This window comes from Rhizobium sp. LCM 4573 (genome assembly GCF_001854865.1).
In the GTDB taxonomy this organism is placed as follows: Bacteria; Pseudomonadota; Alphaproteobacteria; order Rhizobiales; family Rhizobiaceae; genus Neorhizobium.
In genome coordinates this window covers 263,415-285,105 of record NZ_MDDW01000026.1, presented here as the reverse complement: position 1 = coordinate 285,105, position 21,691 = coordinate 263,415, and the positions used below count along the sequence as shown (strand labels likewise).

20 protein-coding genes are annotated in these 21,691 nt (G+C 60.8%); 10 read left to right on the top strand and 10 right to left on the bottom strand.

Translation table 11 applies throughout. The features are described 5' to 3' along the window. Positions 1-52 precede the first annotated feature (52 nt). Positions 53-1,216: an exo-alpha-sialidase gene (locus LCM4573_RS20445; RefSeq protein WP_071008209.1), complete on the bottom strand. Its 1,164-nt coding sequence runs from the start codon at positions 1,214-1,216 to the stop codon at positions 53-55. Between the two features lie 25 nt (positions 1,217-1,241). Next, positions 1,242-1,565, bottom strand: a complete 324-nt coding sequence (locus LCM4573_RS20440) for a hypothetical protein (RefSeq protein WP_071008208.1) — start codon at positions 1,563-1,565, stop codon at positions 1,242-1,244. 125 nt (positions 1,566-1,690) lie between these two features. On the opposite strand from LCM4573_RS20440, the gene LCM4573_RS20435 reads away from it, so the two are divergent. From LCM4573_RS20435 to LCM4573_RS20420, 4 genes are all read left to right on the top strand, one after another. After that, positions 1,691-3,205, top strand: coding sequence for an ABC transporter substrate-binding protein (locus LCM4573_RS20435; protein WP_071008207.1), 1,515 nt, complete (start codon positions 1,691-1,693; stop codon positions 3,203-3,205). 58 nt (positions 3,206-3,263) lie between these two features. Beyond that, positions 3,264-4,178: an ABC transporter permease gene (locus LCM4573_RS20430; RefSeq protein ID WP_071008206.1), complete on the top strand. Its 915-nt coding sequence runs from the start codon at positions 3,264-3,266 to the stop codon at positions 4,176-4,178. Positions 4,179-4,263: 85 nt separating this feature from the next. Continuing rightward, positions 4,264-5,121: an ABC transporter permease gene (locus tag LCM4573_RS20425; protein WP_244505393.1), complete on the top strand. Its 858-nt coding sequence runs from the start codon at positions 4,264-4,266 to the stop codon at positions 5,119-5,121. Continuing rightward, on the top strand, positions 5,114-6,733 hold the full coding sequence (locus LCM4573_RS20420) for an ABC transporter ATP-binding protein (protein WP_071008205.1): 1,620 nt from the start codon (positions 5,114-5,116) through the stop codon (positions 6,731-6,733). Before LCM4573_RS20425 ends, LCM4573_RS20420 begins: the two co-directional genes overlap by 8 nt. A 70-nt stretch (positions 6,734-6,803) precedes the next feature. On the opposite strand, the gene LCM4573_RS20415 is transcribed toward LCM4573_RS20420, so the two are convergent. Further along, the gene (locus LCM4573_RS20415; protein WP_071008204.1) at positions 6,804-7,934 is read right to left on the bottom strand and encodes an iron-containing alcohol dehydrogenase; all 1,131 of its coding nucleotides are present in this window, start codon (positions 7,932-7,934) and stop codon (positions 6,804-6,806) included. 454 nt (positions 7,935-8,388) lie between these two features. Here LCM4573_RS20415 and LCM4573_RS20410 point away from each other — a divergent pair, with 454 nt between their 5' ends. Then, entirely contained in the window at positions 8,389-9,285 is an 897-nt protein-coding gene (locus tag LCM4573_RS20410) for a dihydrodipicolinate synthase family protein (protein WP_071008203.1), read from the top strand. Positions 9,286-9,321: 36 nt separating this feature from the next. On the opposite strand, the gene LCM4573_RS27475 is transcribed toward LCM4573_RS20410, so the two are convergent. Then, on the bottom strand, positions 9,322-9,702 hold the full coding sequence (locus tag LCM4573_RS27475) for a DUF4087 domain-containing protein (protein ID WP_116285628.1): 381 nt from the start codon (positions 9,700-9,702) through the stop codon (positions 9,322-9,324). 128 nt (positions 9,703-9,830) lie between these two features. Here LCM4573_RS27475 and LCM4573_RS20405 point away from each other — a divergent pair, with 128 nt between their 5' ends. Then, positions 9,831-10,289, top strand: a complete 459-nt coding sequence (locus LCM4573_RS20405) for a hypothetical protein (RefSeq protein ID WP_071008202.1) — start codon at positions 9,831-9,833, stop codon at positions 10,287-10,289. Between the two features lie 489 nt (positions 10,290-10,778). Here LCM4573_RS20405 and LCM4573_RS20395 read toward each other — a convergent pair whose 3' ends face one another. Both LCM4573_RS20395 and LCM4573_RS20390 read right to left on the bottom strand, forming a co-directional pair. Further along, positions 10,779-11,531, bottom strand: a complete 753-nt coding sequence (locus tag LCM4573_RS20395) for a FadR/GntR family transcriptional regulator (RefSeq protein WP_071008200.1) — start codon at positions 11,529-11,531, stop codon at positions 10,779-10,781. Continuing rightward, a complete protein-coding gene (locus LCM4573_RS20390; RefSeq protein WP_083347549.1) occupies positions 11,528-12,613 on the bottom strand; it encodes a four-carbon acid sugar kinase family protein in 1,086 nt (361 codons plus the stop codon). The genes LCM4573_RS20395 and LCM4573_RS20390 overlap by 4 nt, the downstream gene beginning before the upstream one ends. A gap of 194 nt (positions 12,614-12,807) precedes the next feature. Between LCM4573_RS20390 and pdxA the strand changes: the two genes are divergently transcribed. From pdxA to LCM4573_RS20375, 3 genes are all read left to right on the top strand, one after another. After that, positions 12,808-13,815 carry a 4-hydroxythreonine-4-phosphate dehydrogenase PdxA gene (pdxA, locus tag LCM4573_RS20385; protein ID WP_244505373.1) on the top strand — a complete coding sequence of 336 codons (1,008 nt, stop codon included), beginning with the start codon at positions 12,808-12,810 and terminating at the stop codon, positions 13,813-13,815. Next, the gene (locus LCM4573_RS20380) at positions 13,812-14,579 is read left to right on the top strand and encodes an HpcH/HpaI aldolase/citrate lyase family protein (RefSeq protein WP_071008198.1); all 768 of its coding nucleotides are present in this window, start codon (positions 13,812-13,814) and stop codon (positions 14,577-14,579) included. The genes pdxA and LCM4573_RS20380 overlap by 4 nt, the downstream gene beginning before the upstream one ends. A 95-nt stretch (positions 14,580-14,674) precedes the next feature. After that, positions 14,675-15,556 (top strand): DMT family transporter, encoded by an 882-nt coding sequence (locus LCM4573_RS20375; protein ID WP_083347548.1) that lies wholly within the window; start codon positions 14,675-14,677, stop codon positions 15,554-15,556. A gap of 22 nt (positions 15,557-15,578) precedes the next feature. Here LCM4573_RS20375 and LCM4573_RS20370 read toward each other — a convergent pair whose 3' ends face one another. The 4 genes from LCM4573_RS20370 to LCM4573_RS20355 form a co-directional block, all read right to left on the bottom strand. After that, a complete protein-coding gene (locus LCM4573_RS20370) occupies positions 15,579-16,682 on the bottom strand; it encodes an alcohol dehydrogenase family protein (RefSeq protein WP_116285626.1) in 1,104 nt (367 codons plus the stop codon). 10 nt (positions 16,683-16,692) lie between these two features. Then, a complete protein-coding gene (locus LCM4573_RS20365; protein WP_071008196.1) occupies positions 16,693-18,072 on the bottom strand; it encodes an aspartate aminotransferase family protein in 1,380 nt (459 codons plus the stop codon). Between the two features lie 23 nt (positions 18,073-18,095). Then, on the bottom strand, positions 18,096-19,592 hold the full coding sequence (locus LCM4573_RS20360; protein WP_071008195.1) for an NAD-dependent succinate-semialdehyde dehydrogenase: 1,497 nt from the start codon (positions 19,590-19,592) through the stop codon (positions 18,096-18,098). Between the two features lie 89 nt (positions 19,593-19,681). Beyond that, positions 19,682-20,200: an Lrp/AsnC family transcriptional regulator gene (locus LCM4573_RS20355; RefSeq protein ID WP_071008194.1), complete on the bottom strand. Its 519-nt coding sequence runs from the start codon at positions 20,198-20,200 to the stop codon at positions 19,682-19,684. Positions 20,201-20,288: 88 nt separating this feature from the next. On the opposite strand from LCM4573_RS20355, the gene LCM4573_RS20350 reads away from it, so the two are divergent. Continuing rightward, positions 20,289-21,674 carry a PLP-dependent aminotransferase family protein gene (locus LCM4573_RS20350; protein ID WP_071008193.1) on the top strand — a complete coding sequence of 462 codons (1,386 nt, stop codon included), beginning with the start codon at positions 20,289-20,291 and terminating at the stop codon, positions 21,672-21,674. Positions 21,675-21,691 lie beyond the last annotated feature (17 nt).

The window sequence follows — 21,691 nt, the reverse complement described above, 5'->3', positions numbered from 1 at the left end:
AGGCGGCTTGGTCGGCCGCCATTTTCCGGTCAAGAGATGAGCGCCCGCTCCATTACGCTTTCAGCCAGTCGGATGCCAGCCGCACATATTTGATGGCCCGGCGATGGAAGGTGAAGGCAAGGTGCAGCGTGCCGTCCTGGTCCTCTAGAAGCACCGGATAGGAAAGCTCCTTGTTGTGGCCATCGACCGAGTTGTTCGAAAGGCATGTGCCGGGACCGTCCTCCACCAGCTTTCGGACCGGAAAGGTCTTTCCGTCGTCCGATGAGAGGCAGAGCGTCAGCGGCGCGCGCGGTACGCCCCAGATAGGCTCGATCCCGCCGTCGGAATCGGGCCGGTCGTCGTTCTCGCCGAGTTCGTCGTAGAGGGATGCGCGCCGATCCTTGGAATAGGAGGCGGAGACCGGGTTGCAGAGGAGCGCAATCCGCCCATCCCGCAGGCGAATGGCATTGATGGAGGAGTTGTTGTTGGGAACATCCGTCGCTTCCGGCACGCTCCAGGTCTCGCCGCCATCCTCGCTTGCGCTTCGATAGACGAAATCGGCCTGCCGCCGGCGAAAGAAGGCCGCCATTTTGAGGCCACCAAGAGGCACGATGGTCATATGCACGCAGCCGAAGGATTGCGGCACGTGAACGACGCGCCAAGTCTCGCCATTGTCGTCACTAATTGCCAAGGCGGCCGTGTCGTGGCTGCCGTTCCACTTGGCCCCGTCCTTCGCCTTGCATAGGAAGAGCGGCAGGAGGAGCGCGCCGTCGCCGCGACGGACGATCGACGCGCGAATGAAAGTGCCGCGCGGCAGCGGCAAGGTTTTCGACCTGCCGGAGATTACGCCCTCGTCGGCAAGGCGCAGCGGTCGGGACTTGACCGCGCTTCCTTCCTGGTTTCCCGAAGCCTGCGAGGTATGGAAAAGGAAGAGTCCGCCATCGTTGTCCACCCAGAGCACGGGGTTCTGCTCCGAATGCGCGGGATCGTCCGTCACTTGCGATGGGGCGGTCCAGCGGCCGCTGTCGGCAAGCAGCCGAGCGATGTGGATCGAGATGTCGGATTTGCCTTCGAGCGTTCCCCCGAACCATGTGCAGCCGAGGCTGCCGTCCGGCAACCATGCCAGGAAGGCGGCATGATTTTGAACCGCTGGGGAGGGAAGGAAAGCCTCCGAGCGCCCGCCACCGAGATCGGCAATCACCCCGTTCATCCGACGTTCGATTTCCTCCGGGGACATGGTTCTCTCCTCCTCAAATACGACGCTATGATGGGCGAGCATCTGCATTGTCGTAAATGTTGTCAAGTTGGAATTTCATATTGATGTCGGCGTGGATTTCTTTTAACATTATGAAAATTATGGAATAAATCCCAAAGTAGTTGACTGGGTGGCGCTCAATGAAAACCGATTTCATGTTACCAGTTGACATGTTGTGAGGAAAAACGTCAATCTTGGTGTATTGGAGATGGAAGCTCAGTGGGAAAGCCGGCCTGCCGGCACAAGCTTCTCGCAAGAGCACCGGGTGACGGCAGGCCGCATCTTTACAGGGTGTCAAGCTGCGCCAGCCGCGGAGGAAACCATCGTCCATGAGAATAATCGTGCTCGCCGCGGTGGCGATGATCGACGATGACGCGCATATCTTGCCGGCGGCCTGGTTCGACAGGTTCCGGCGAAAGCTTTGGTGTTAACCCGCCGTGATCAGGGAGGATCACTATGAAACGCAGTCTCATGTCATTGGGCGCCGCTCTCCTGAGTGCCGTTCACCTAGCCGTGCCGGCATCGGCGCAAAACGCCTCCAAGGATGTCACCATCGTTCTCGGCGAAGGCGTCGATCTCATGGAGCCGTGCATGTCCACCCGCTCGAATATCGGGCGCGTACTGCTGCAGAACATCAATGAAACCCTGACCGAATTCGATGTCGTCGGCGACAAGGGCCTGATGCCGCGGCTGGCGGAAAGCTGGGATCAGCAGAACGACAGCACGTGGCGTTTCCACCTGCGCAAGAACGTCAAGTTCTCCGACGGCTCGGACTTTGACGCGGAGGATGTGAAGCACTCGATCGACCGCGCCATGAGCAAGGATCTGAGCTGCGAGACACCTCGCTATTTCGGTTCGACCAAGATCACTGCGACCGTGGTCGATCCTTCCACGATCGATATCACCGCCGAGCCGAAGCAGGCGATCCTTCCCCTTTTGATGTCGATCGTGACGATCGTACCGTCCGACACGCCGATGCAGTTCGTCCGTGATCCGATCGGCACAGGCCCCTACAAGATGGCCGCATGGAATGTCGGCCAGAACATCGTGCTTGAGCGTCGCGGCGACTATTGGGGTGATGCGCCCCAGGTGGAGAAAGCCACCTATGTCTTCCGCACCGATCCGGCCGTGGCGGCAGCCATGGTGCAGACGGGCGAGGCCGATATCGCACCGGCCATTTCGGTGACCGACGCCACCAATGCGGAAACCGATCAGGCCTATCCCAATTCTGAAGTCTTCTATATGCGCATCGACCAGGGCAAGCCGCCGCTTCAGGACAAACGCATCCGTGAAGCCCTGAACCTGGCGATCGACAGGCAGGCCTTCGTCGGCACGCTGGTGCCGGCCGAGACCACACTCGCCACCGCCATGGTGCCGCCGACGACGCTCGGCTTCAACAAGGACATCAAGCCTTGGCCCTTCGATGCCGAGAAGGCCAAGGCGCTGATCGCCGACGCGAAGGCCGACGGTGTCGCCGTCGATTCCAAGATCACGCTGATCGGCCGCAGCAATCTCTTCCCGAACGTGCTCGAGGTGATGGAAGCAATCCAGAGCATGCTCACCGATGTCGGCTTCAATGTCGATCTGCAGATGTATGAGGTGGCCGAGTTCGAGGACATCTACGGCAAGCCCTTCGCCGAAGATCGCACCGCGCAGCTCGTCGCCGCGCAGCACGACAATGCTCGTGGCGATCCGGTCTTCTCGATGTTCTTCAAATATCACAGCAATGGACCGCAGTCGGGCTTCTCCGATCCGAAGGTCGATCAGATGATCGAGGATGCGACCGCCGCGACGGGTGAAGACCGCGCCAAGAAGTGGTCCGATCTGTTCGCCTATCTCAACAATGATGTGGTCGCCGACGTGCTGCTCTTCAATCAGGTCAGCTTCGCCCGCGTCAACCCGCGCGTAACCTTCAAGCCGACGATTGCGACCAACAGCCAGCTGCAGCTGTCTCAGGTCGGCTTCAAATAAGCGAAAAAAGAAAGGCGCGGCTGCCGGCCGCGCCTTCCTTCTGCATGAGGAGAAGACAATGCGAAAACTCATTTTCGGCCGGGTCCTTTCGAGCTTCTTTTCGCTCGCCGCATTGGTGGTGATGGTATTCTTCCTGTCGCGGCTGACGGGTGATCCCGCAGCCCTGTTCCTGCCGAGAGAGGCGACGCAGGAAATGCTCGACAATTTTCGCCGCCTGCATGGGTTGAACGATCCGCTGATCGTGCAATTCGGCCGCTATGTCTGGGATCTCCTCCATCTCGATTTCGGTCAGTCTCTACGCCAGGCCCGCCCGGCGATAGATGTTGTTTTCGAAGGCTTTGCCTGGACCTTCCAGCTCGCCGCCATTACCATTGCGCTCGTCTCCATCGCCGCGATCGTGATCGGATCACTTGCCGCTTTCCGGCCTGACGGCATATTCGACCGCTTCGCATCCGTGGTCTCGCTGATCGGGGCGTCTGCTCCGGACTTCTGGGTGGCGATCGTCGCCATCGTCGTTTTCGCCGTCAATTTCGCCTGGCTGCCGACCTCTGGCACAGGAACCGTCTGGCATTGGATACTGCCGGTAGCCGTCCTGTTCATTCGTCCCTTCGGGCTCATCCTGCAGATCGTCCGCGGGTCGATGATTCAGTCCTTCGGATCGCTCTATGTGAAGACCGCGCGGGCAAAGGGGGTGGGCAATACGTCGATCATCTTCGTTCATACACTGCGCAACGCCATGCTGCCGGTGATCACGGTGATCGGGGACCAGGCCGCCGCCATGCTCAACGGGGCGGTGATCATCGAGACGATTTTCGGTTTTCCGGGTGTCGGCAAGCTGATGATCGATTCCATCCTGCAGCGGGATTTCAACGTCGTGCTCGCCGCGATCATGGTGACCGCGCTTGCAATCTTCGTCATGAATCTCCTGATCGACATCGCCTATGCGATCCTCGATCCACGCGTCCGGACCTAAGGCCATGACCATGACCCAGTCTCTGCCGGGAACCTCAACGCAAGCCGAAGTCCAGCAGAAGGGCCGGATCAGGGGTGTGCTCGGCATGCTTTGGCGAGACAAGTTCGCCCTTGCTGCGACCATTTTCCTGTTGGTCGTCATTTCCTGCGCGGTGTTCGGTCCGATGCTGATGGGGGATGCTGCGCTGAGCCAGAACCTGCGCGGCCGCAACGCCCCGCCCTTCAGCATTGCGAATGGCTGGTTCTACGTGCTCGGATCGGATTCCCTCGGCCGGCCGCTACTTCCGCGCGTCGTGGTGGCCGCGCAGAACACGATGCTGATCGCGGCGGGTGCGGTGCTCTGCTCGTCGATCATCGGTGCATTGCTCGGCCTGGTGGCGGGTTACGCCTCCAGCCGGGTCGGCAATGTCATTCTGCGCCTGGCGGATGTGATCATGTCCTTCCCCTCGCTGCTGCTCGCCGTCGTCGTGCTCTATATCCTGGCCCCTTCTGTGGGAAATCTGGTCATCGTGCTGGCGATCACGCGTATCCCGGTCTATCTGCGCACCACCAGGGCGGAGGTCATGGAAATCCGCCAACGCATGTTCGTCGAAGCGGCCGAGGTCATGGGTGCTTCGCCGGTGCGCATCGTATTTCGGCACATCCTGCCGATGGTAATTCCGACGCTGGTGACGATCGCAACGCTGGATTTTGCCTTCGTGATGCTTGCGGAGAGCTCGCTCTCCTTCCTCGGCATCGGCATCCAGCCGCCTCAGATCACCTGGGGCCTGATGGTGAGCCAGGGCAGGCAATATCTCGCGACTGCCTGGTGGCTGGCCTTCTGGCCCGGCCTCGCGATCATCCTCACCACCATGTCGCTCAACCTTCTCTCCAACTGGATGCGTATCGCACTCGATCCCGCTCAAAGATGGCGTCTCGAAATCGGAGGAAAAGCCAATGGCTGAGCATCTTCTGGAAGTCCGCAACCTTTCGGTCCAGTTCCATACCGCCGGCGGCACGGTCAAGGCGGTCCGCAACATAAGCTGGCATCTCGATCGCGGTGAGACGCTCGCCATTCTCGGTGAAAGCGGATCGGGCAAGTCGGTCTCCGCTTCCGCCATCATGAACCTGATCGACATGCCGCCGGGCGAGATAACCAACGGGCAGGTTCTCTTCGAAGGGCGGGATCTGCTGACGATGTCCGCCGGCGAACGTCGAATGATCAACGGCCGGCGCATCGCCATGATCTTCCAGGATCCGCTTGGCCACCTGAACCCGGTTTACACGGTCGGCTGGCAGCTCGTCGAAACCATGCTCGTGCATGGCGCCGGCCGGCAGGAGGCTGAGCGCCGGGCGCTGGAATTGTTGAAGCGTGTCGGCCTTCCCTCGCCGGAAGCGTCGATGAAGAAATACCCRCATCAGTTTTCCGGCGGTCAACGCCAACGCGTCATGATCGCCATGGCGCTCGCCATGAAGCCGGACATCGTGATCGCCGACGAGCCGACCACCGCCCTCGACGTTACGGTCCAGGCGGAGGTTCTCTCGTTGCTCGATGAGCTGCAGAAGGAAACCGGCATGGGCCTGCTCCTCATCACCCACGATCTCGGAGTAGTCGCGGAGGTCGCCGATCGCGTCGTGGTAATGAATGGCGGCGAGATCGTCGAGACGGGAACGCCGGACGAAGTCTATCATAACCCGCAGCATCCTTACACGAAGAAGCTGATTTCCGCAGCGCCCGGCCGCGGCGCGATGCACGAACCTGAAGGACTCGGCGAACCGTTGCTCAGGGTATCCGGCATGGAGAAAGCCTATGGGGCCTTCAAGGCGCTGGATGGAGTATCCTTCGATCTCCAGCCGGGAGAAACCATGGCGGTGGTCGGCGAAAGCGGTTCCGGCAAGTCGACGCTCGCCCGATGCCTGCTTCGGCTGGAGGAAGCCGACAGCGGCCAAGCGCTCTGGAAGGGCCGTGATCTCCTGTCCATGTCACGCAAGGAACTCTTCGGACTGCGGCGGCAGATCCAGATGGTCTTCCAGGACCCGACCCAATCGCTCAATCCGCGCATGTCCGTTTACGAGTTGATCTCGGAAGCCTGGGTCATCCATCCCGAAATCCTTCCTAAAGCCCAGTGGCGCGAGCGCGTCGACGAATTGCTGGCGCAGGTGGGCCTCCTGCCCGAGCATGCCCGCCGCTATCCTCACCAGTTCTCCGGCGGCCAGCGTCAGCGTATCGCAATCGCCCGCGCACTGGCGCTCGAGCCCCAGCTCATCATCTGCGACGAGGCGGTATCGGCGCTCGACGTCTCGATCCAGGCGCAGGTGATCGCGCTTCTCGACAAGCTGCGCCGTGAATTGAAGATCGCCTTCATCTTCATTGCCCATGATCTGCCGGTGGTCAGGGACTTCGCCGACCACGTCATGGTGATGAAGTCGGGCAAGGTCATGGAACTCGGCACGGCACGCGAAATCTTCGAAAACCCGCGGCAGGATTATACAAGGCGGTTGCTGGCCGCCGGCCTTGATCCTGATCCCAAAGTGCAGCAGCGCCGCCGGCTGGAGCGGGAAACGATCGTCGCCTGAGCGCAGTCGTCTACATCGTTCACGGCGGATGAAAGGCGCCCATGAGGCGCCTTTCGCATGAGGCTGCTCTTCAGGCGGTATAGGCGGCCCTGTAGATCGCCAGGATGTCGCTGACCGCGAGCTCGCGCGGGTTGAAGTCCAGAAGGCGGCGGATGGCATGGGCCTCTTTCGCCATTATCTCCAGATCGCTTTCCGGCACGCCGTGGGACGACAGCGCCATGTCGAGGCCGAGCGCCTTGCAGAAGGTATAGGCGCCTTGGAATACATCATCGGCGGTGTCCGCATCGAAGCCCAGCGCCTGACAGACCAATGCCGTCTTCTCCGGCGCGGCCTCATAATTGGCTGCAAGAACATGCGGGAAGATCAATGCGTTGGCGATCCCATGCGCGACCTTGTGCCGGGTTCCGAGCGGATAGGAGATCGCGTGCCCCGCCGTCGTATTGACCGGACCAAGGCAGACGCCGCCGTAGAAGGCCGCAAGCGAAAGCCCGGCCCGGGCCTCGACATCGCTGCCGTCCCGGACTGCGCGGGGCAAAAACTTGCCCACGAGCCGGGTTCCTTCGAGAGCATAGGCATCGATGAGGGGATGGGAGCGCTTGCTGGTAAAGGCCTCCACACAGTGAGCCATGGCATCGATGCCGGTCGCAGCAGTAATCATGGGCGGCACGGTCGCCGTCAGGACGGGATCGATGATCGCGAGATCCGCCAGCATATACGGGCTTTCGGTAGCAACCTTGTTCATGGTCGCGGGATCAGTGATGAGCGCGCGGGTACCCACCTCGCTGCCGGTACCCGCGGTGGTGGGTACCTGGATGAGCGCCATCCGGCGCGGGTTCGCGCGGTTCAGACCGGAAATATCGTGCAGCGACTTTCCGGACCGGCACAGCACGGCCACCAGCTTGGCCAAATCCATGGCGCTTCCGCCGCCGAAGCCGATCACCGCATCCGGAGCGGAAGCTTCCGCTGCCGCAACACATTCGGTGAGATTCGGCAGGTCGGGCTCGGGCATGGCCTTTCCGAATGTGGTCGCGCCTGAAATCTGCAAGAGATCCGCCCGTGCGGCGTTGAACGCATCCGAAACGATGAATGGCCGGGAAATCCCTTTCTCCGCCAGCCACGACGCCAATGTTGCGAGTGTCCCTTCGCCGAAGCGCACCACCGCAGGCCGCAGCATTTCGAGCGGTCGATTGATTGCCGTCATTATCGTCCTCGCATCCCTGATCTCGCGGGATCACTGCCGATTGCGTTGCAGCGGCTGCCGGCAATCTCCCGAGCTTCCTCACTTACTCCAAGCCTGGGTGAAATGAAAAGATTTGTCAATTGGTATTGAAGTGTCTCGCGCAATTTGCTCGGGACGGTGTGGCCTCTCAAATTGCTCGATTAAAATACCTTATAAAATACCATATTAAATCAACGAAATGAGCGGTGATACCAATCTATTCCTCAGAAAGAATGCTCACCGGAAAAGTTGTCTAGTGCGCTCTGCTCACAGCAAATTCCTTTACGTGCAATGTTGACAACTTTACGAGAAGGCGCGAAGGTTCCGCATATCAATAGGCGGCCGGCAGGATTGTCGGTACCRCCTCATTTTCAGTTCGGTCGAAACGGAAAAACCTTCCGCAGTTGGCGGCCGCGCGTTTGATCGGGGAGATCCTATGGCTCATAGCGAAACCTTCGTTGCACTCGTCACGTGCTTCAACGACGACGAAACGATCAACTTCGAAGCGACGCGCGCCCAGGTCCGTCGGCAAGTTGCCGCGGGCAACAACATCATGTGTGCGGGCACCAATGGAGATTTCTCTGCCCTGACTTTCGAGGAGAAGGTCAAGCTGACAGAGGAGGTGATGGATGAGGTAGCCGGTCGTGCCAAGGTCATCGTCAATGCCGGCATGCCGGCGACCTTTGAAACCAAGCTGCTCGCCAGGGAGTTCGACCGCATTGGCGTGGATGGGATTGCTGTCATTACCCCATTTTTCATCGCTTGCACCCAGGATGGCCTGATCCGGCATTTCTCCTCGGTCGCCGATGCCGTCGAGACTCCGGTCTATCTGTACGATATTCCGGCGCGAACCCAGAACCATATCGAGCCGGAGACCGCGCGAAAGCTTGCCGCACATGGCAATATAGCCGGCATCAAGGATTCCGGCGGCGCACAGGAAACGCTTGAGGCTTACATCGCCGTCGGTCGGGAAGTGCAGGGTTTCGATGTCTATTCCGGCCCAGATCACCTGGTGCTCTGGTCCTTCCAGAACGGCGCCAAGGGCTGCATTTCCRGTCTCGGTAACGTCATGCCTGAAGTCCTCGCGAGTATCAGCCGGGCTTTCAATGCCGGTGATGTTGCCGAAGCGCAGCGGCAGCAGGAGATTTTCGCCGGCTTCCGCAAGGATCTCTACGGCCTCGGCTATCCCCCGGCACTGGTCAAGCGCGCACTCTATCTGATGGACAATTCCGTCGGCGCAAGCCGCCAGCCCGCGCTTTTGCCGGATCCGGAGCAGGACCGGAAAATCGGTGATATCCTGAAGAAATATGATCTGCTGAAAGATGTCCCCTGACCGCTTGACAACCGATCTTGTCAGCGTCCGCTTTTCCTACGGCGCTGGAAGGGTCTTGTCGTTCCGGCAAGCGGAAAGAGGGCGAATTTTTCCTGAATAGACTTTCACGATGCGTTGCGATCGAGCGTCCGTATCGACCTGTAGGCAGGCGCAGCCATAGCCATAGCCTGCGCCTGGCACGTTTGTTTCGACAAACTGCCTGCTGTCGAAATCCGGCGCTCTTTCTGCGTCCACCGCATCGGGGCCTGTAGCCTGACCTTGCGAAGTTATGCTCCAGGTCGCCTCACGATCGGTGAGCCAAAGATTTCCAGGAGTCGGCATCTGATACCATCCACATCGGGTCTCGGATGCATCTGCCGTATTTGCCAAAAAGGCGCATGTAATCGCCATAAACAGTGGAGCCGTCGATTTAAGCATTATTCATCTTGCCTCGTGCGGGAACTAGGATGCAAATGAAAACAGGCTTATACACGAAATTGTAGAGACAGTTCTTGTCGGGGCCCGGCAACTGGAAACGTTTCGTTGTTTAAGGTGAGGGAGCGCTAATGGATCGCAAAAGTCTTCGCACGTTTTGTGTCATGATGGGTCTCGTCGCTTTCGGCGGTGGCGCGGCCTCTCAGGAAAAGACTGTCAACCAGTCGATCGACGAGAGCTTGGGGGACCACACCAAATATGAAACGGTCATCAAGGCGCTGCAAAAGGCCGTCGCCGCCCATGATGCGCCAGGCGTTGCGGCCCTCGTAAGCTATCCGATCGGTGTCAAAGTCCGTGGAAAGGAAACCAACATAAAATCGGCAAAGGCCTTTATCGAGCACTATGACGGGATCATGACGCCCGGTATCACCAAGGCGATCGTCGATCAGAAGTACGAGGATCTCACCGTCAATTACCAAGGGATCATGTTCGGCGATGGCCAGGTCTGGGTGAACGGCATCTGCCACGATAATGCCTGCAGCAACTTCGACGTGAAGGTCATCACCATCCAGGAAGGGGCCAGCCGATGATCGGTCTTGTTAACCTTGGCCGTCCAGGGCTGGCTGGTTGGACTGCCGTTCTCGCCGTCGCTCTTGCCGCCTGCCGGAGCCCTGAGGAACAACGGGCTCGAGACCTGCAGAATGACGCCCAGGGTTGCGCGGCGGCTGGCTTTACGCCCGGTTCGAATGCTATGGCCAATTGCATGAACACGGCTGCAGCTGCGCGATCGGCCGACAAAGACAGGCAAGCGGCAGCGGAACGTCAGCAGCAGGCAAGGCAAACGGCCGATGACGCTGCCTGGGACAGGCGTGTCCAGAAGATCCGCGATGACACCCGTGCCGATGCGGACGCATGGAGTAGCGGCACGGGCCGCTACGCCAGTGCGCCAAGCAATGATGATGACGACACCATGCCAAGCGCAGCGGGTCTCGACGGAATGGAATGCGTCGGGACCGGTCCGGATTCGGCGTGCAATGCTCGGTAACAGGTTATTTCAGATCGTCGGCACCTTGACGTTATTAATCATCGACCATAGCAAGATTGATCATGCCTCCGCCGAAAAGCCGATCGCGTGAGTTGGTGATGTGCAGCCGCATCGCCTCCTTGGCGCCCACGCCATCGCGGGAGCGGATGGCCTCGTAAATGGCGCTGTGCTCGGCATAGGCCCGCTCAAGCCCGCGGGGTCCGTCGGACATCAGCGACTGCCCGTGCATCTTCATGCCGACCTGGATGTGCTCGCGCAAAGCCCGCAGCGAGGTTTCGTAGAAATGGTTGTTGGATGCACGAACGACCGCCATGTGAAAGGCATAATCGGCATCCTCGCGATGCTTGAACGAGCCGGTTGCGGCATCGAGCAGATCAAGCGCCCCTTTGATCTCATGTAGCGCCTCACGGTTGTGACGAAGTGCTGCATGATAGGCGGAATCCGTCTCGATGGTGATGCGGAATTCGTAACAGCGCTGAATATCGGCGATGGTTTCGACGCGCGCAAAGCCGAGCGCCGCCTGTTGGGGTTGGCGCACGTAGCTGCCGGCCCCCTGGCGCGAATAAAGCAGGCCTTCCTCGCGCAAGCGCTCCAAGGCATTGCGAAGAACCGGTCGGGAAACGCCGAACTCTTCAGCAAGAGCGAGTTCCGGCGGCAGCTTCTGGTTGGCCGGATACTCGCCATTGACGATCCGGCTGTAGAGGAGGTGATAGATGCGATCGCCGAGCGACGAACGGTGTTTTGTCCGCTCCGGTTTCTCTGCGCGTTCTTGCGAAGTGGTCGTCATGGTTCGCTTTCAGCTGCCGTGGGAATATCTTCCGACGATTCTAGGGAAGATGCCAATCGGAGAAGGGTATCGGCATCTCCGAACCCGCCGGATTTTGTAATAATTCTCGTGGCTTTGCCACAGAGGACGGCACTCGAAAGGGGAACGCCGGGAAGAATTTCGCCAAGAACCTCGAGCCGCTCCACGCCGAGGCGCTCCAGAAGCGCGTTGGCGGTTTCCCCGCCGCAGGCGAGCAGGGTTGCAGGTTGCCCCCTCTCGATGAGAGCGGAAACTCCATCGGCGAATAAGCCGCCCGCGAGATCGGCCGCAACGGCGGCTTTTCCCGCGGTCATTTTCACGATGGTCAGGTCCGACAGGAGCTCTGCTTCCTCCATCACTCGTCCGTTCTCGGCGATCAGGAATCCGGCGTCCAGCTCCGAGCGGAGCCTTTCGACCTGGATTTCGGTGATGGGGTCCCGCGAGCCGATGGCAAACAGCGCCGGACGCGGAAGCCGGATTTTCAATCTTGCGTTGCCTTGCGGTTTTAGGCGCCGCGCCAAAGCGGCGGCGAGCCCGCGCGCGCCAACGAATAGTGTCGTCTCAAAGTTCGCAGCGCCACAATGATCGAGATCCGCGTCAGTCTTTGCGTCAGGAATGGTCAGGGCCATTCCCGTTTCGGCAAAGCGGGAAGCCACGGCGATGGGCTCAACGACACCCATTCCCGTCAAGTATCCATCGGCAACGAACCGCCCCATCTCCGGAATGGCCGGCGAAACGAGAAGGCGGGTTCGGTCGGTGCCCTCGGCCAGCAGGCGGGCTTCCAGCCCGACGTGACCCTTCAGGCGGGAATCCACCTTCTTGAAGATGTAATCCGGCAAGGGAGGTTCGAGCGCCGCAAGAACCGCGGCGATAGCATCCTGCGCCTGTTTTCGACCACTTTCCCGCGAACCGGTGCTAACGGCGCAGACATCGATATCGGACAAGTCGGCCGCGGCCAAGGCTTCCGGATGCCGAAGAACGCAACAGCGCATGCCGCGGGCCGCAAACATCGCTGCGGAATCCAAGGCTCCTGTCAGGTCGTCTGCAACGATGAGCGCGAGCACGCCTCCGGTTCCTCCATGCAGGTAAACATGTAAACATAAAATACTTGTCTCCCAATCTTAAAGGGAAATCCTCGATTGAGAAAGCCTTTTGATTACGGAGGAATTTTTATGTGCCGACCCAAAATTTTCATCCATTAAAAAGTTGACAAATTAAATAGGCTGCTGCCAATAGGAAGGATAATAGGAGGAGTATCATGACCCAGGATATGTCACGCGTCCCGATCGCCATCACGATGGGAGATCCTTCGGGCGTAGGTGCCGAAGTCATCGTCAAGGCAATCGCCGATATTCCGGTAGACAAGAGGGGCGGCTTTCTCGTCATTGGCGACGCCGACACCATGGAGCGCGCGGCCAAGGTCTGCGGCGTCGATCTTGTCTTTCATCGGCACGGCACGGCCGGTGCCTCCGGCAGTCTGGCGCTTCGCCACATCCCGGTGGAAGGGCTTCCGGGTGAATTCGGGGTTCTTTCCCCCCGATGCGGCGAGGCAAGCTTCCGCTATATCGAGGCGGCGGTCCGCATGGCCGGGGCAGGGGAGGCTGCCGGCATCGTGACGGCCCCCATCAACAAGGAAGCGCTCAATGCTGCGGGCCATCACTATGATGGGCATACGGGCATGCTGGCGGCGCTGACCGGTTCCAAGTCCTCCTGGATGCTGCTTGCGTCGGAGCGCTTGAAGGTCATTCACGTCTCCACCCATGTTTCGCTCCGAACCGCGATCGAGCGCGCAAAGCCGGAACGCATTCTGGCGACCATCCGCACCGGGCATGAGCATCTGAAACGGATGGGTTACGACAATCCGCGAATTGCCGTCGCCGGCATCAACCCCCATTGCGGCGAGAGCGGCCTGTTCGGGACCGAGGACGACGATTTCATTCGTCCCGGAGTCGAGGCGGCAATTGCGGAAGGCATCAATGTGGTGGGGCCGATCTCGGCGGATACGGTCTACCACCGCGCCTATCAAGGCGCTTTCGACCTCGTGATCGCGCAATACCACGATCAAGRCCATATTCCGATAAAGCTCGTCGCCTTCGACAGTGCCGTCAACGTTTCGCTCGGCCTTCCGATCGACCGGACCTCGGTCGATCATGGGACGGCCTTTGACATCGCAGGGACCGGCAAAGCCAATCATGTGAACATGCTGGCCGCGCTCGGCTACGCCGCACGCCTTGCCACCAACCGGCAGCGCAGGGCCGCGGCATGAGTTTCGCGGCAAGGCTCAGAAACCGCGAGCGGATCGTCGGTTATTGGACTCAGCTTCCCGTGCCGGCGGTGCAGGAGCGGATTGCGCGCCATGGCTATGACTATGTCTGTTTCGATGCGCAGCATGGATTTCTGGATTACCAGGCAATTCTCAATGGGCTGATCGCCATCGACGCGGGAGCCGCACTCGGCAAGAACGATTGCGCCGGATTGGTTCGTGTGGCGGCAAACAACGTGGCCCTGATCGGCCAGGCTCTCGATGCCGGTGCTCAAGGTGTCATCGTGCCCCTGATCGATACCGCCGATGAGGCGCGCGCCGCCGTCCGTGCCTGCCGTTTTCCGCCCTCGGGCCTGCGCTCCTATGGGCCTATGCGCGCGGGGCTTCGTTCCGGACCGGAAACGGGTAGGATGAACGACGAGGTTGCCTGCGTCGTCATGGTAGAGACCGAAGAGGGTCTCAAAAACCTTGAGGAAATCTGCTCTGTGGATGGTGTGGACGGCATCTATGTCGGGCCGGCCGACCTGATGCTGGCGCTGGGCGGCCGAACAGTCACGGATCCGGAAAAAACTGGCGAATTTGAAGCTGCGCTGAAGCGCATCGCCGACGTGGCCGCCAAAGCCGGCATCGCAGCCGGCATTCATACTCCTGCGGGTGATGTCGCAGCAAGGCGGCTTGCCGAACGATACACGTTCGCCACCATATCGTCCGACCTCAACCATCTCGACCGCGTGGCAGCCGATCACCTGAAGCTAGCGCGTGCGTAAGCCGGACGTTCCACGGGAGCGCGCACTGACCAAACTCTCCAGGAAGGGGGCGCTGAGATGAAACTGGTCCTTGTGTCCTTGGGCTATCCCTTCCCATGGCTCGTTTGAGGGCCCGACTTACGGGGAATTCTTCCCCGTTTCTGGCGGTGACCTTTGCAGCCATTGCCGCGGGGCTTGCAGCGATCGACGCCGTCATCGTGCGCCTTATCGCCGGTGACGTGCATCCCTTCGTTATCGGCTTCTTCAGGGCGGTGTGGGGTTTGGCCGCCATCTTGCCGTGGGTCCTCGCGCGACCTGGCCTCCTCAAGACGAGCTATCGCTTTCAACATGTCAGTCGGGCTGCCCTCAAGCTCATGTCGCTTGTGTGTGGATTTGCAGCCTTTGCCGCTGCCCCGCTCGCCGATGTCATGGCGATCATGTTCACCGCCCCGATCTTTGTCACGCTCGGCGCCTGGTTGATGTTGAACGAAAAGCTCACCATCGCCCGGATCACCGCGATCCTTACCTCCTTTCTCGGCGCCTTGATCATTATCGGACCAAGCGGTAGCGTCTCCTCGGCACTTTTCCTTGCCGTCTTGGCTGCGGGGCTGCAGGCCCTTGTGCAACTGATGTTGAAAAGAATGTCCGACCGTGATCCGGTCGAGAGTCTCGTCGCCTGGAATCTGATTGTTACGGTGCCTATTGCAGTAGTACCGGCGCTGTTTGTCTGGGAAACGCCGAGCCTTCAGAATTTCGGCTTGCTGGGGCTTCAAGGCGCGCTCGGCGCTCTCAATATGTCGCTCATGACGAAAGCGTTCTCGTTGACCGACGCGTCGCGGGTTGCGCCCATCGACTTCCTGAGGCTGCCATTTGTAGCCGGGCTCGGCTGGCTTTTCTTTGGCGAGCTTGCGGGCCTGAGTACTTGGGTGGGAGCATTGCTCATCTTTTCGTCGATCCTCCTGCCGATCGCCGCCAATGCGTGGCGCTCAAGGGATTGATGCGCATCGCCGCAATGCCTGGCTATGCGCAGATGGAACTTTCACTCGCCATCGCGTCCGGAACCACGACAAGCTTTCCGACGAAGTTCTTGGCCATGAAGTCGCTTTGGGCCCGGTGGAAATCCGAAAGCCTGTAGGTACCTCCGACGAGCGGGCGGATCTTGCCGCTCTCGATATAACCTACGAGCCGGCGGAAATCGGCGCGGCTTCCCTGGCTGGAGCCGTGCAGCTCGAGTTGCTTCAGATACATGGTTCTCAAATYGAGCTGCACGACCGGTCCGGCGATCGCGCCTGCCGTCGTGTAACGTCCTTCCGGACGGAGGATCTTCAGGAGATCGTTGAACATCGGGCCGGCCACCAGATCCGCGACCACGTCGATCGGGGCGCCGCCCGTCGCTTCAGCCACGGCTTCCACCAGATCGCCCTTGCCGCGCGTGATGACGGCTTCCGCGCCAATCTCGAGCACCGCTTCCTCCTTGCCGGAGCCGACGATTGAGATCGGGATGGCGCCGCGAGCGCGGGCAAGCTGGATAATGGCCGAACCGACACCCCCGGATGCGCCAGTGACGAGCACCCGTTCACCGGCGGCAAGTCTCGCCCTTTCCAGCATTCGCTCGCCAGTGAGATAAGCGCAGCAGAAGGTCGCAAGCTCGACATCGCTCATGCCGGTCTCGACCACATGAGCGTTCTCGCCAGGCAGCACCATATACTCGGCATAGCCGCCGTCTCGGCCATGACCCATGTAATCGATGTCCGCCAGGCTGTCGTCGTCGCGGTTGTAAATGGAGAAATCGACCATCACCCGCTCGCCGATGCGTGAAGGATCGACGCCATCGCCGACTGCGACCACGCGACCCACGGTATCGGTGCCCTGAATGCGCGGAAACGTGAGGGTATTGCCCTGCCGCCGCCATGTGGAGACGGCGCCGGGATCGTCTTCCGTGCCATAGGCGCCCTGGCGTACCCAGACATCGGTATTGTTCATGCCGCAGGCCGTAACACGGATCAGCACCTCACCGGCTGCCGGTTTCGGCACCGGCACGTCCTGCCGGTACACGAGCTTATCCAATCCGCCATGGCCGGTCAGCAAAACGGCCGCCATCGTATCGGGTGTCGAGTTCATCAGGAGGCCCTCGTCAGCGGTTTGCGAAGACGCGGTCGATCGCGTCGGCCGTGGCCTTCACCACGATATCGGCTTCCTCGCGGGTGAGGCAGAGCGGCGGCGCAAAGCCGAGGATATCGCCCTGAGGCATCGCCCGGCCGATGACTCCGCGTTCGAGCAATGCCGTTGCGATCTGCGGGCCGATCTTGAGCGCGGGATCGAAGAACCGGCGGTCGTCCTTGTCTTCGACGAATTCCACCGCCGCCATCAAGCCATCGCCGCGTACCTCGCCGACATGCTTGTGGTCTCCAACGGCTTTGGCCAGCTCAGCGCGGATATAGGCCCCGGTCTCGCCGGCATTCTCCACGAGGTTCATCTCGTCGATGAGCTCGAGGTTCGCAATGCCGGCTGCCGCGCAGATCGGATGCGAGGAATAGGTCCAGCCGTGGCCGATTGCGCCAAGCTCGTCGGAACCCTGCACGAGCACGTGCCAGAATTTCTCCGAAACGATCGTGCCGGAAAGCGGCGCGTAGGCCGAGGTCAGACCCTTGGCGATGGTGATGAGATCCGGCTTCATGCCGTAGTGATCGGAGCCGAACATCGTGCCGAGCCGGCCGAAGCCGGTTACGACCTCGTCGGCGACGAGCAGGATGTCGTATTTTTCGAGCACCGCCTGGATCTTTTCCCAATAGCCCTTCGGCGGTGGTACGATGCCGCCAGTGCCGAGGATCGGTTCGCCAATGAAGGCCGCGATGGTCTCCGGGCCTTCCGCCAGGATCAGCTCTTCCAGCTTGTCGGCGCAATATTGGGAGAATTGTTCCTCGCTCATGGAGCGGTCGGGGCGGCGGAAATAATAGGGGGCTTCGGTATGGAGGACCGGCACGCGCGGCAGGTCGAAGGCCTTGTGGAAAAGTTCAAGCCCGGTGAGGCTGCCGGTCATCACGCCGGAGCCGTGATAGCCGCGCCAGCGCGAGATGATCTTCTTCTTCTCCGGCCGCCCGAGGATGTTGTTGTAGTACCAGATGAGCTTGATGTTGGTCTCGTTGGCGTCCGAGCCGGAAAGCCCGAAATAGACCCGGCTCATGCCTGCCGGAGCCCGGTCGATGATCATCTTGGCAAGCGTGATGGAAGCTTCCGTGCCGTGGCCGACATAGGCATGGTAATAGGCAAGATCCCGCGCCTGTTCGGCGATGGCATCGGCGATCTTCTGGCGGCCGTAGCCGACATTGACGCAGTAGAGGCCGGCAAAGGCATCGAGGCTGGTGCGGCCGCTCCTGTCGGTGATGTAGACACCTTCGCCGCTGCCGATCACCCGCGTCGGCGTCTCGCCGCGCGCATGCATGCCCATATGGGTCGACGGATGGAAGAAATGGTCCCGGTCCCAGGCGGTGAGTTCGTTGTTTCTCTCGAGCATGGCATGTCCTTTCATGAATGCGTTCAGCCTGCGGTGTCGATGCAGAGGTATTTGAGCTCGGTGAAGGCCTCGATGCCCTGGCGGGAGCCCTCCCGTCCGAGGCCGGACTGTTTCCAGCCCCCGAAGGGGATCGGCCCGCCGGTGATCTTCACCCGGTTGATGGCGACCATTCCGTATTCGAGGGCGCGACCGAGGCGCATCTGGCGCGCGCCGTTTTGGGTGACGACATAGGCGACCAGGCCGTATTCGGTGTCGTTGGCGCGCGCGATGACCTCTTCCTCGGTGTCGAAGGCGGTAACGGCCGCGACCGGTCCGAATGTCTCCTCGCGCATGATGTCCGCATCTTGCGGCACATCGACGATCAGCGTCGGTTCGTAGAAGAGCGGGCCGGCTCCATGACGCTTGCCGCCGGCAACCAGCCTTGCGCCTCGATCGAGTGCGTCCTTTACCTGCGCCTCTACCTTCATAATCGCGCGCTCGTGCATCAGCGGTCCGATGTCCGCAGTTTCCGTCAACCCGTTGCTGACCTTGAGGGTGGCGATCCGTTTGTCGAAAGCCGCGTTGAAGGCTTCGAGAATCGACCGCTGCACGAAAATCCGATTGGCCGCGAGACAGTCCTGTCCCGAGGTCGCGAACTTGGCGGCGATCGCGATATCGGCTGCCTTGTCGATGTCCGCATCCTCGAAGACGATAAGTGGCGCATGTCCGCCGAGCTCCATCACCAGATGCTTCATCGTCGGCGCGCATTGTGCGGCAATCAGGCGGCCGATCTCGGTCGAGCCGGTAAAGCTCATGGCCCGGACCCGCGCGTCCTCGCAGAGCCTGCCGACAATGGTTGCGGCATCACCCGTCACCACATTGAAGACGCCGGCCGGCATTCCGGCACGCTCGGCCAGTTCGGCAAGCGCGAGCGCGGAAAGCGGTGTCTCTGAAGAGGGATGGGCAACGACCGTGCAGCAGGCAGCCAGTGCCGCGGCCGCCTTGCGGGTCACCATGGCGGAAGGGAAGTTCCAGGGTGTTGCGATGCCGATGACGCCAAGCGGCTCACGCCGCACGATCATTTCCGCGCCAGGAAGATGGCTGGTGACGCTTTCCGCATTCACCCGCTTGCCTTCCTCCGCATACCACTCGATGAAGGAGGCCGCATAATCGATCTCTCCGCGCGCCTCGGCAAGCGGCTTGCCCTGTTCGAGCGTCATCAGGAGCGCGAGGTCTTCCTTGGCGCCGAGCATCAGCCGGTGCCATTCTTTCAGGATCGCGGCGCGTTCCTGCGGCAGTTTCGAACGCCAAGCAGGGAAAGCTGCCGCCGCGGCGTCGACAGCGACGCGGGTCTCATCTGCTCCAAGGCTTGCCACCCAGGCGAGCGTTGCGGAGGTTGCGGGATCGGTGACCTGAAAGCTTCGACCTTCGCAGCTTGCCACCCAACGGCCGTTCACATAGGCAAGATCACGCAGGAGATGGCGGTCGGAAAGGCGCGTCAGGGCGTCATGAAAGGCGGGTCGTGCGAAAATTGCGGTCATGGCCAACTCCTCCTTCAGGGGCGTGCCAAGTGTGGCCCGATCTCAAGCGAGAGATTGTCCATTCCACGGGGTGGAAATAGAGAGATTGTCTAAACTCGTGGGCCTGCCCGGAGAGACTGTCTATCGTCGTCACTTGCCGAAAACAGTGCCGAAACCGGTACGCCAGCCTCCTCCTTCACGGTCTTGGTGACGATATAGGTAAAATAGCGCTCGATGCCGAGCTCCCGGTCCAAAAGTCCGTCGATCAGGCGCTGATAGGCGTCAATGTCGACGGTCACGACTTTGGCGATATAGTCGACGCCGCCGCCGACCGACCAGCATGCGGTAATCTCGGGAATGGCGGCCACGGTGCGCTCAAACCGCTCGAAATCACCCTGGCGATGGTTGGCGAGCGTGATCTCCACCATGACGCTGGCGATCGGCGCGATCTTCCGCGGCGAAAGACGCGCATGATAGCCCGCGACGATGCCGGCTTTTTCCAGTTTGCGCAGGCGCATCCAGCAGGGTGTCGGCGACAGCCCGACCTTGTCGGCGAGCGCCAGCTTGGTGATGCGGCCGTCGCTCTGGACCGCCTCCAGGATTTTCAGATCGATAGCGTCGAGCTTCATCGGGTGCCTTGTCGTGCTTTGTTGAGAACGACAATGAAAACTCGTTTTGCCATTGTCAATTGAACTGATTTTAAGCACAGTCGAGATCATGACAAGTTGGCGCCCCGATCCATCCCAGCTCCGCCGCCCGGCCTATCTTTCGCTCGCCGAGCAGATCGCGCGTGCGATCCAGGACGGCAAGCTCGCCAATGGGACGAAACTGCCGACGCATCGTCGAATGGCCGACGATCTCGATCTTTCGGTCCAGACGGTCAGTCGTGCCTATGACGATCTCATCCGCCGGGGGCTGATTTCAGGGGAGATCGGCCGAGGCAGCTTTGTGCAGACGCGCCCGCGCGAGCCGGAGCCACCCTATCTCCCCGAAAGGCTGGGCGAGGTCATCGACCTCTCGATCCTGAAGCCCGTCTGCGAACATTTTCATCTGGAGAAGATGCGCGAGGCCTTCAGCTGGCTTTCGGAGAACCTGCCGCCGAGTTCGGCCCTGTCCTTCCGGCCGAACATGGTGTTTCCGCGTCACAGGGCAATCGGCGCCGAGTGGCTCTCCCATTGCGGGCTGCAGGTTTCGCCGCTCAATGTCAGCCTCACCAATGGCGCGACCTCCGGCATGACGGTGGCTTTGATGAGCGTCGCCCCGCCCGGATCGATCGTTGCGGCCGAGGCCATCAGCCATCATACGCTCGTGCCGCTTTCCACCTACCTGGGCATCCACCTTGAAGGCCTGCCGATCGACGACGAGGGTATGATCCCCGAGGCGCTGGATGAGGCTTGCCGCACAAGCCCGATCCGGGCAGTTTTCCTCCAGCCCTCGGTGATCAATCCGAGAGCAACCTTGATGAGCGCGGATCGCCGCGTGGCACTTGCCGAAGTCGCCAGGAAACACGACATCGCAATCATCGAGAACGATATTCTCGGCCCCTTGGTCATCGACCGGTCGCCGCCGCTGGCGGCGTATGCGCCGGAACGCACGCTCTATATCACCAGCTTCACCAAAATTACTGTTCCCGGCCTGCGCATCGGCTACCTCGTAGCGCCGGACCGCTATGTGGCAGCCGTCGCCAACCGACATCTGGTGTCGAACTGGATGGCGACCCCGGCGATCGCCGAGATCGCCACGCACTGGGTGAGCGACGGTACCGCCACGGCGCTGGTCGAATGGCAGCGCCGGGCTCTGGCCAGCCGCCACGCCATTGCTCAGGAAACACTTGCAGGGCTGCGCTACTATTCACATCCCCAAAGCCTGCATGTCTGGTTGCCGCTTGCCGATCCGCACACCGAGGAAGGTTTTGTGTCGCAGGCAAGGCTGCGCGGCGTTGCCATCGCGCCGGGAACCTCCTTCCGCACCGCCGGCCAGGCTGGGGCCTCGGCCGTCCGTATTTCGCTCGGCTCCACGACCGAAGCCGATCTGAGAACCGGGCTCGGTGTTGTCGCTTCGCTTGCACAGGGAAATCCCGAGGCATTGCTGCTTGCGATTTGAGGCAAACGCCTGCCGAA

Excerpts from the sequence above, each read along its gene's own strand:
- LCM4573_RS20445 (WP_071008209.1), bottom strand. The coding sequence starts at position 1,216 with ATGTCCCCGGAGGAAATCGAACGTCGGATGAACGGGGTGATTGCCGAT.
- LCM4573_RS20440 (WP_071008208.1), bottom strand. The coding sequence starts at position 1,565 with ATGGACGATGGTTTCCTCCGCGGCTGGCGCAGCTTGACACCCTGTAAA.
- LCM4573_RS20435 (WP_071008207.1), top strand. The coding sequence starts at position 1,691 with ATGAAACGCAGTCTCATGTCATTGGGCGCCGCTCTCCTGAGTGCCGTT.
- LCM4573_RS20430 (WP_071008206.1), top strand. The coding sequence starts at position 3,264 with ATGCGAAAACTCATTTTCGGCCGGGTCCTTTCGAGCTTCTTTTCGCTC.
- LCM4573_RS20425 (WP_244505393.1), top strand. The coding sequence starts at position 4,264 with ATGCTTTGGCGAGACAAGTTCGCCCTTGCTGCGACCATTTTCCTGTTG.
- LCM4573_RS20415 (WP_071008204.1), bottom strand. The coding sequence starts at position 7,934 with ATGACGGCAATCAATCGACCGCTCGAAATGCTGCGGCCTGCGGTGGTG.
- LCM4573_RS27475 (WP_116285628.1), bottom strand. The coding sequence starts at position 9,702 with ATGCTTAAATCGACGGCTCCACTGTTTATGGCGATTACATGCGCCTTT.
- LCM4573_RS20405 (WP_071008202.1), top strand. The coding sequence starts at position 9,831 with ATGGATCGCAAAAGTCTTCGCACGTTTTGTGTCATGATGGGTCTCGTC.
- LCM4573_RS20395 (WP_071008200.1), bottom strand. The coding sequence starts at position 11,531 with ATGACGACCACTTCGCAAGAACGCGCAGAGAAACCGGAGCGGACAAAA.
- LCM4573_RS20380 (WP_071008198.1), top strand. The coding sequence starts at position 13,812 with ATGAGTTTCGCGGCAAGGCTCAGAAACCGCGAGCGGATCGTCGGTTAT.
- LCM4573_RS20375 (WP_083347548.1), top strand. The coding sequence starts at position 14,675 with ATGGCTCGTTTGAGGGCCCGACTTACGGGGAATTCTTCCCCGTTTCTG.
- LCM4573_RS20365 (WP_071008196.1), bottom strand. The coding sequence starts at position 18,072 with ATGCTCGAGAGAAACAACGAACTCACCGCCTGGGACCGGGACCATTTC.
- LCM4573_RS20360 (WP_071008195.1), bottom strand. The coding sequence starts at position 19,592 with ATGACCGCAATTTTCGCACGACCCGCCTTTCATGACGCCCTGACGCGC.
- LCM4573_RS20355 (WP_071008194.1), bottom strand. The coding sequence starts at position 20,200 with ATGAAGCTCGACGCTATCGATCTGAAAATCCTGGAGGCGGTCCAGAGC.
- LCM4573_RS20350 (WP_071008193.1), top strand. The coding sequence starts at position 20,289 with ATGACAAGTTGGCGCCCCGATCCATCCCAGCTCCGCCGCCCGGCCTAT.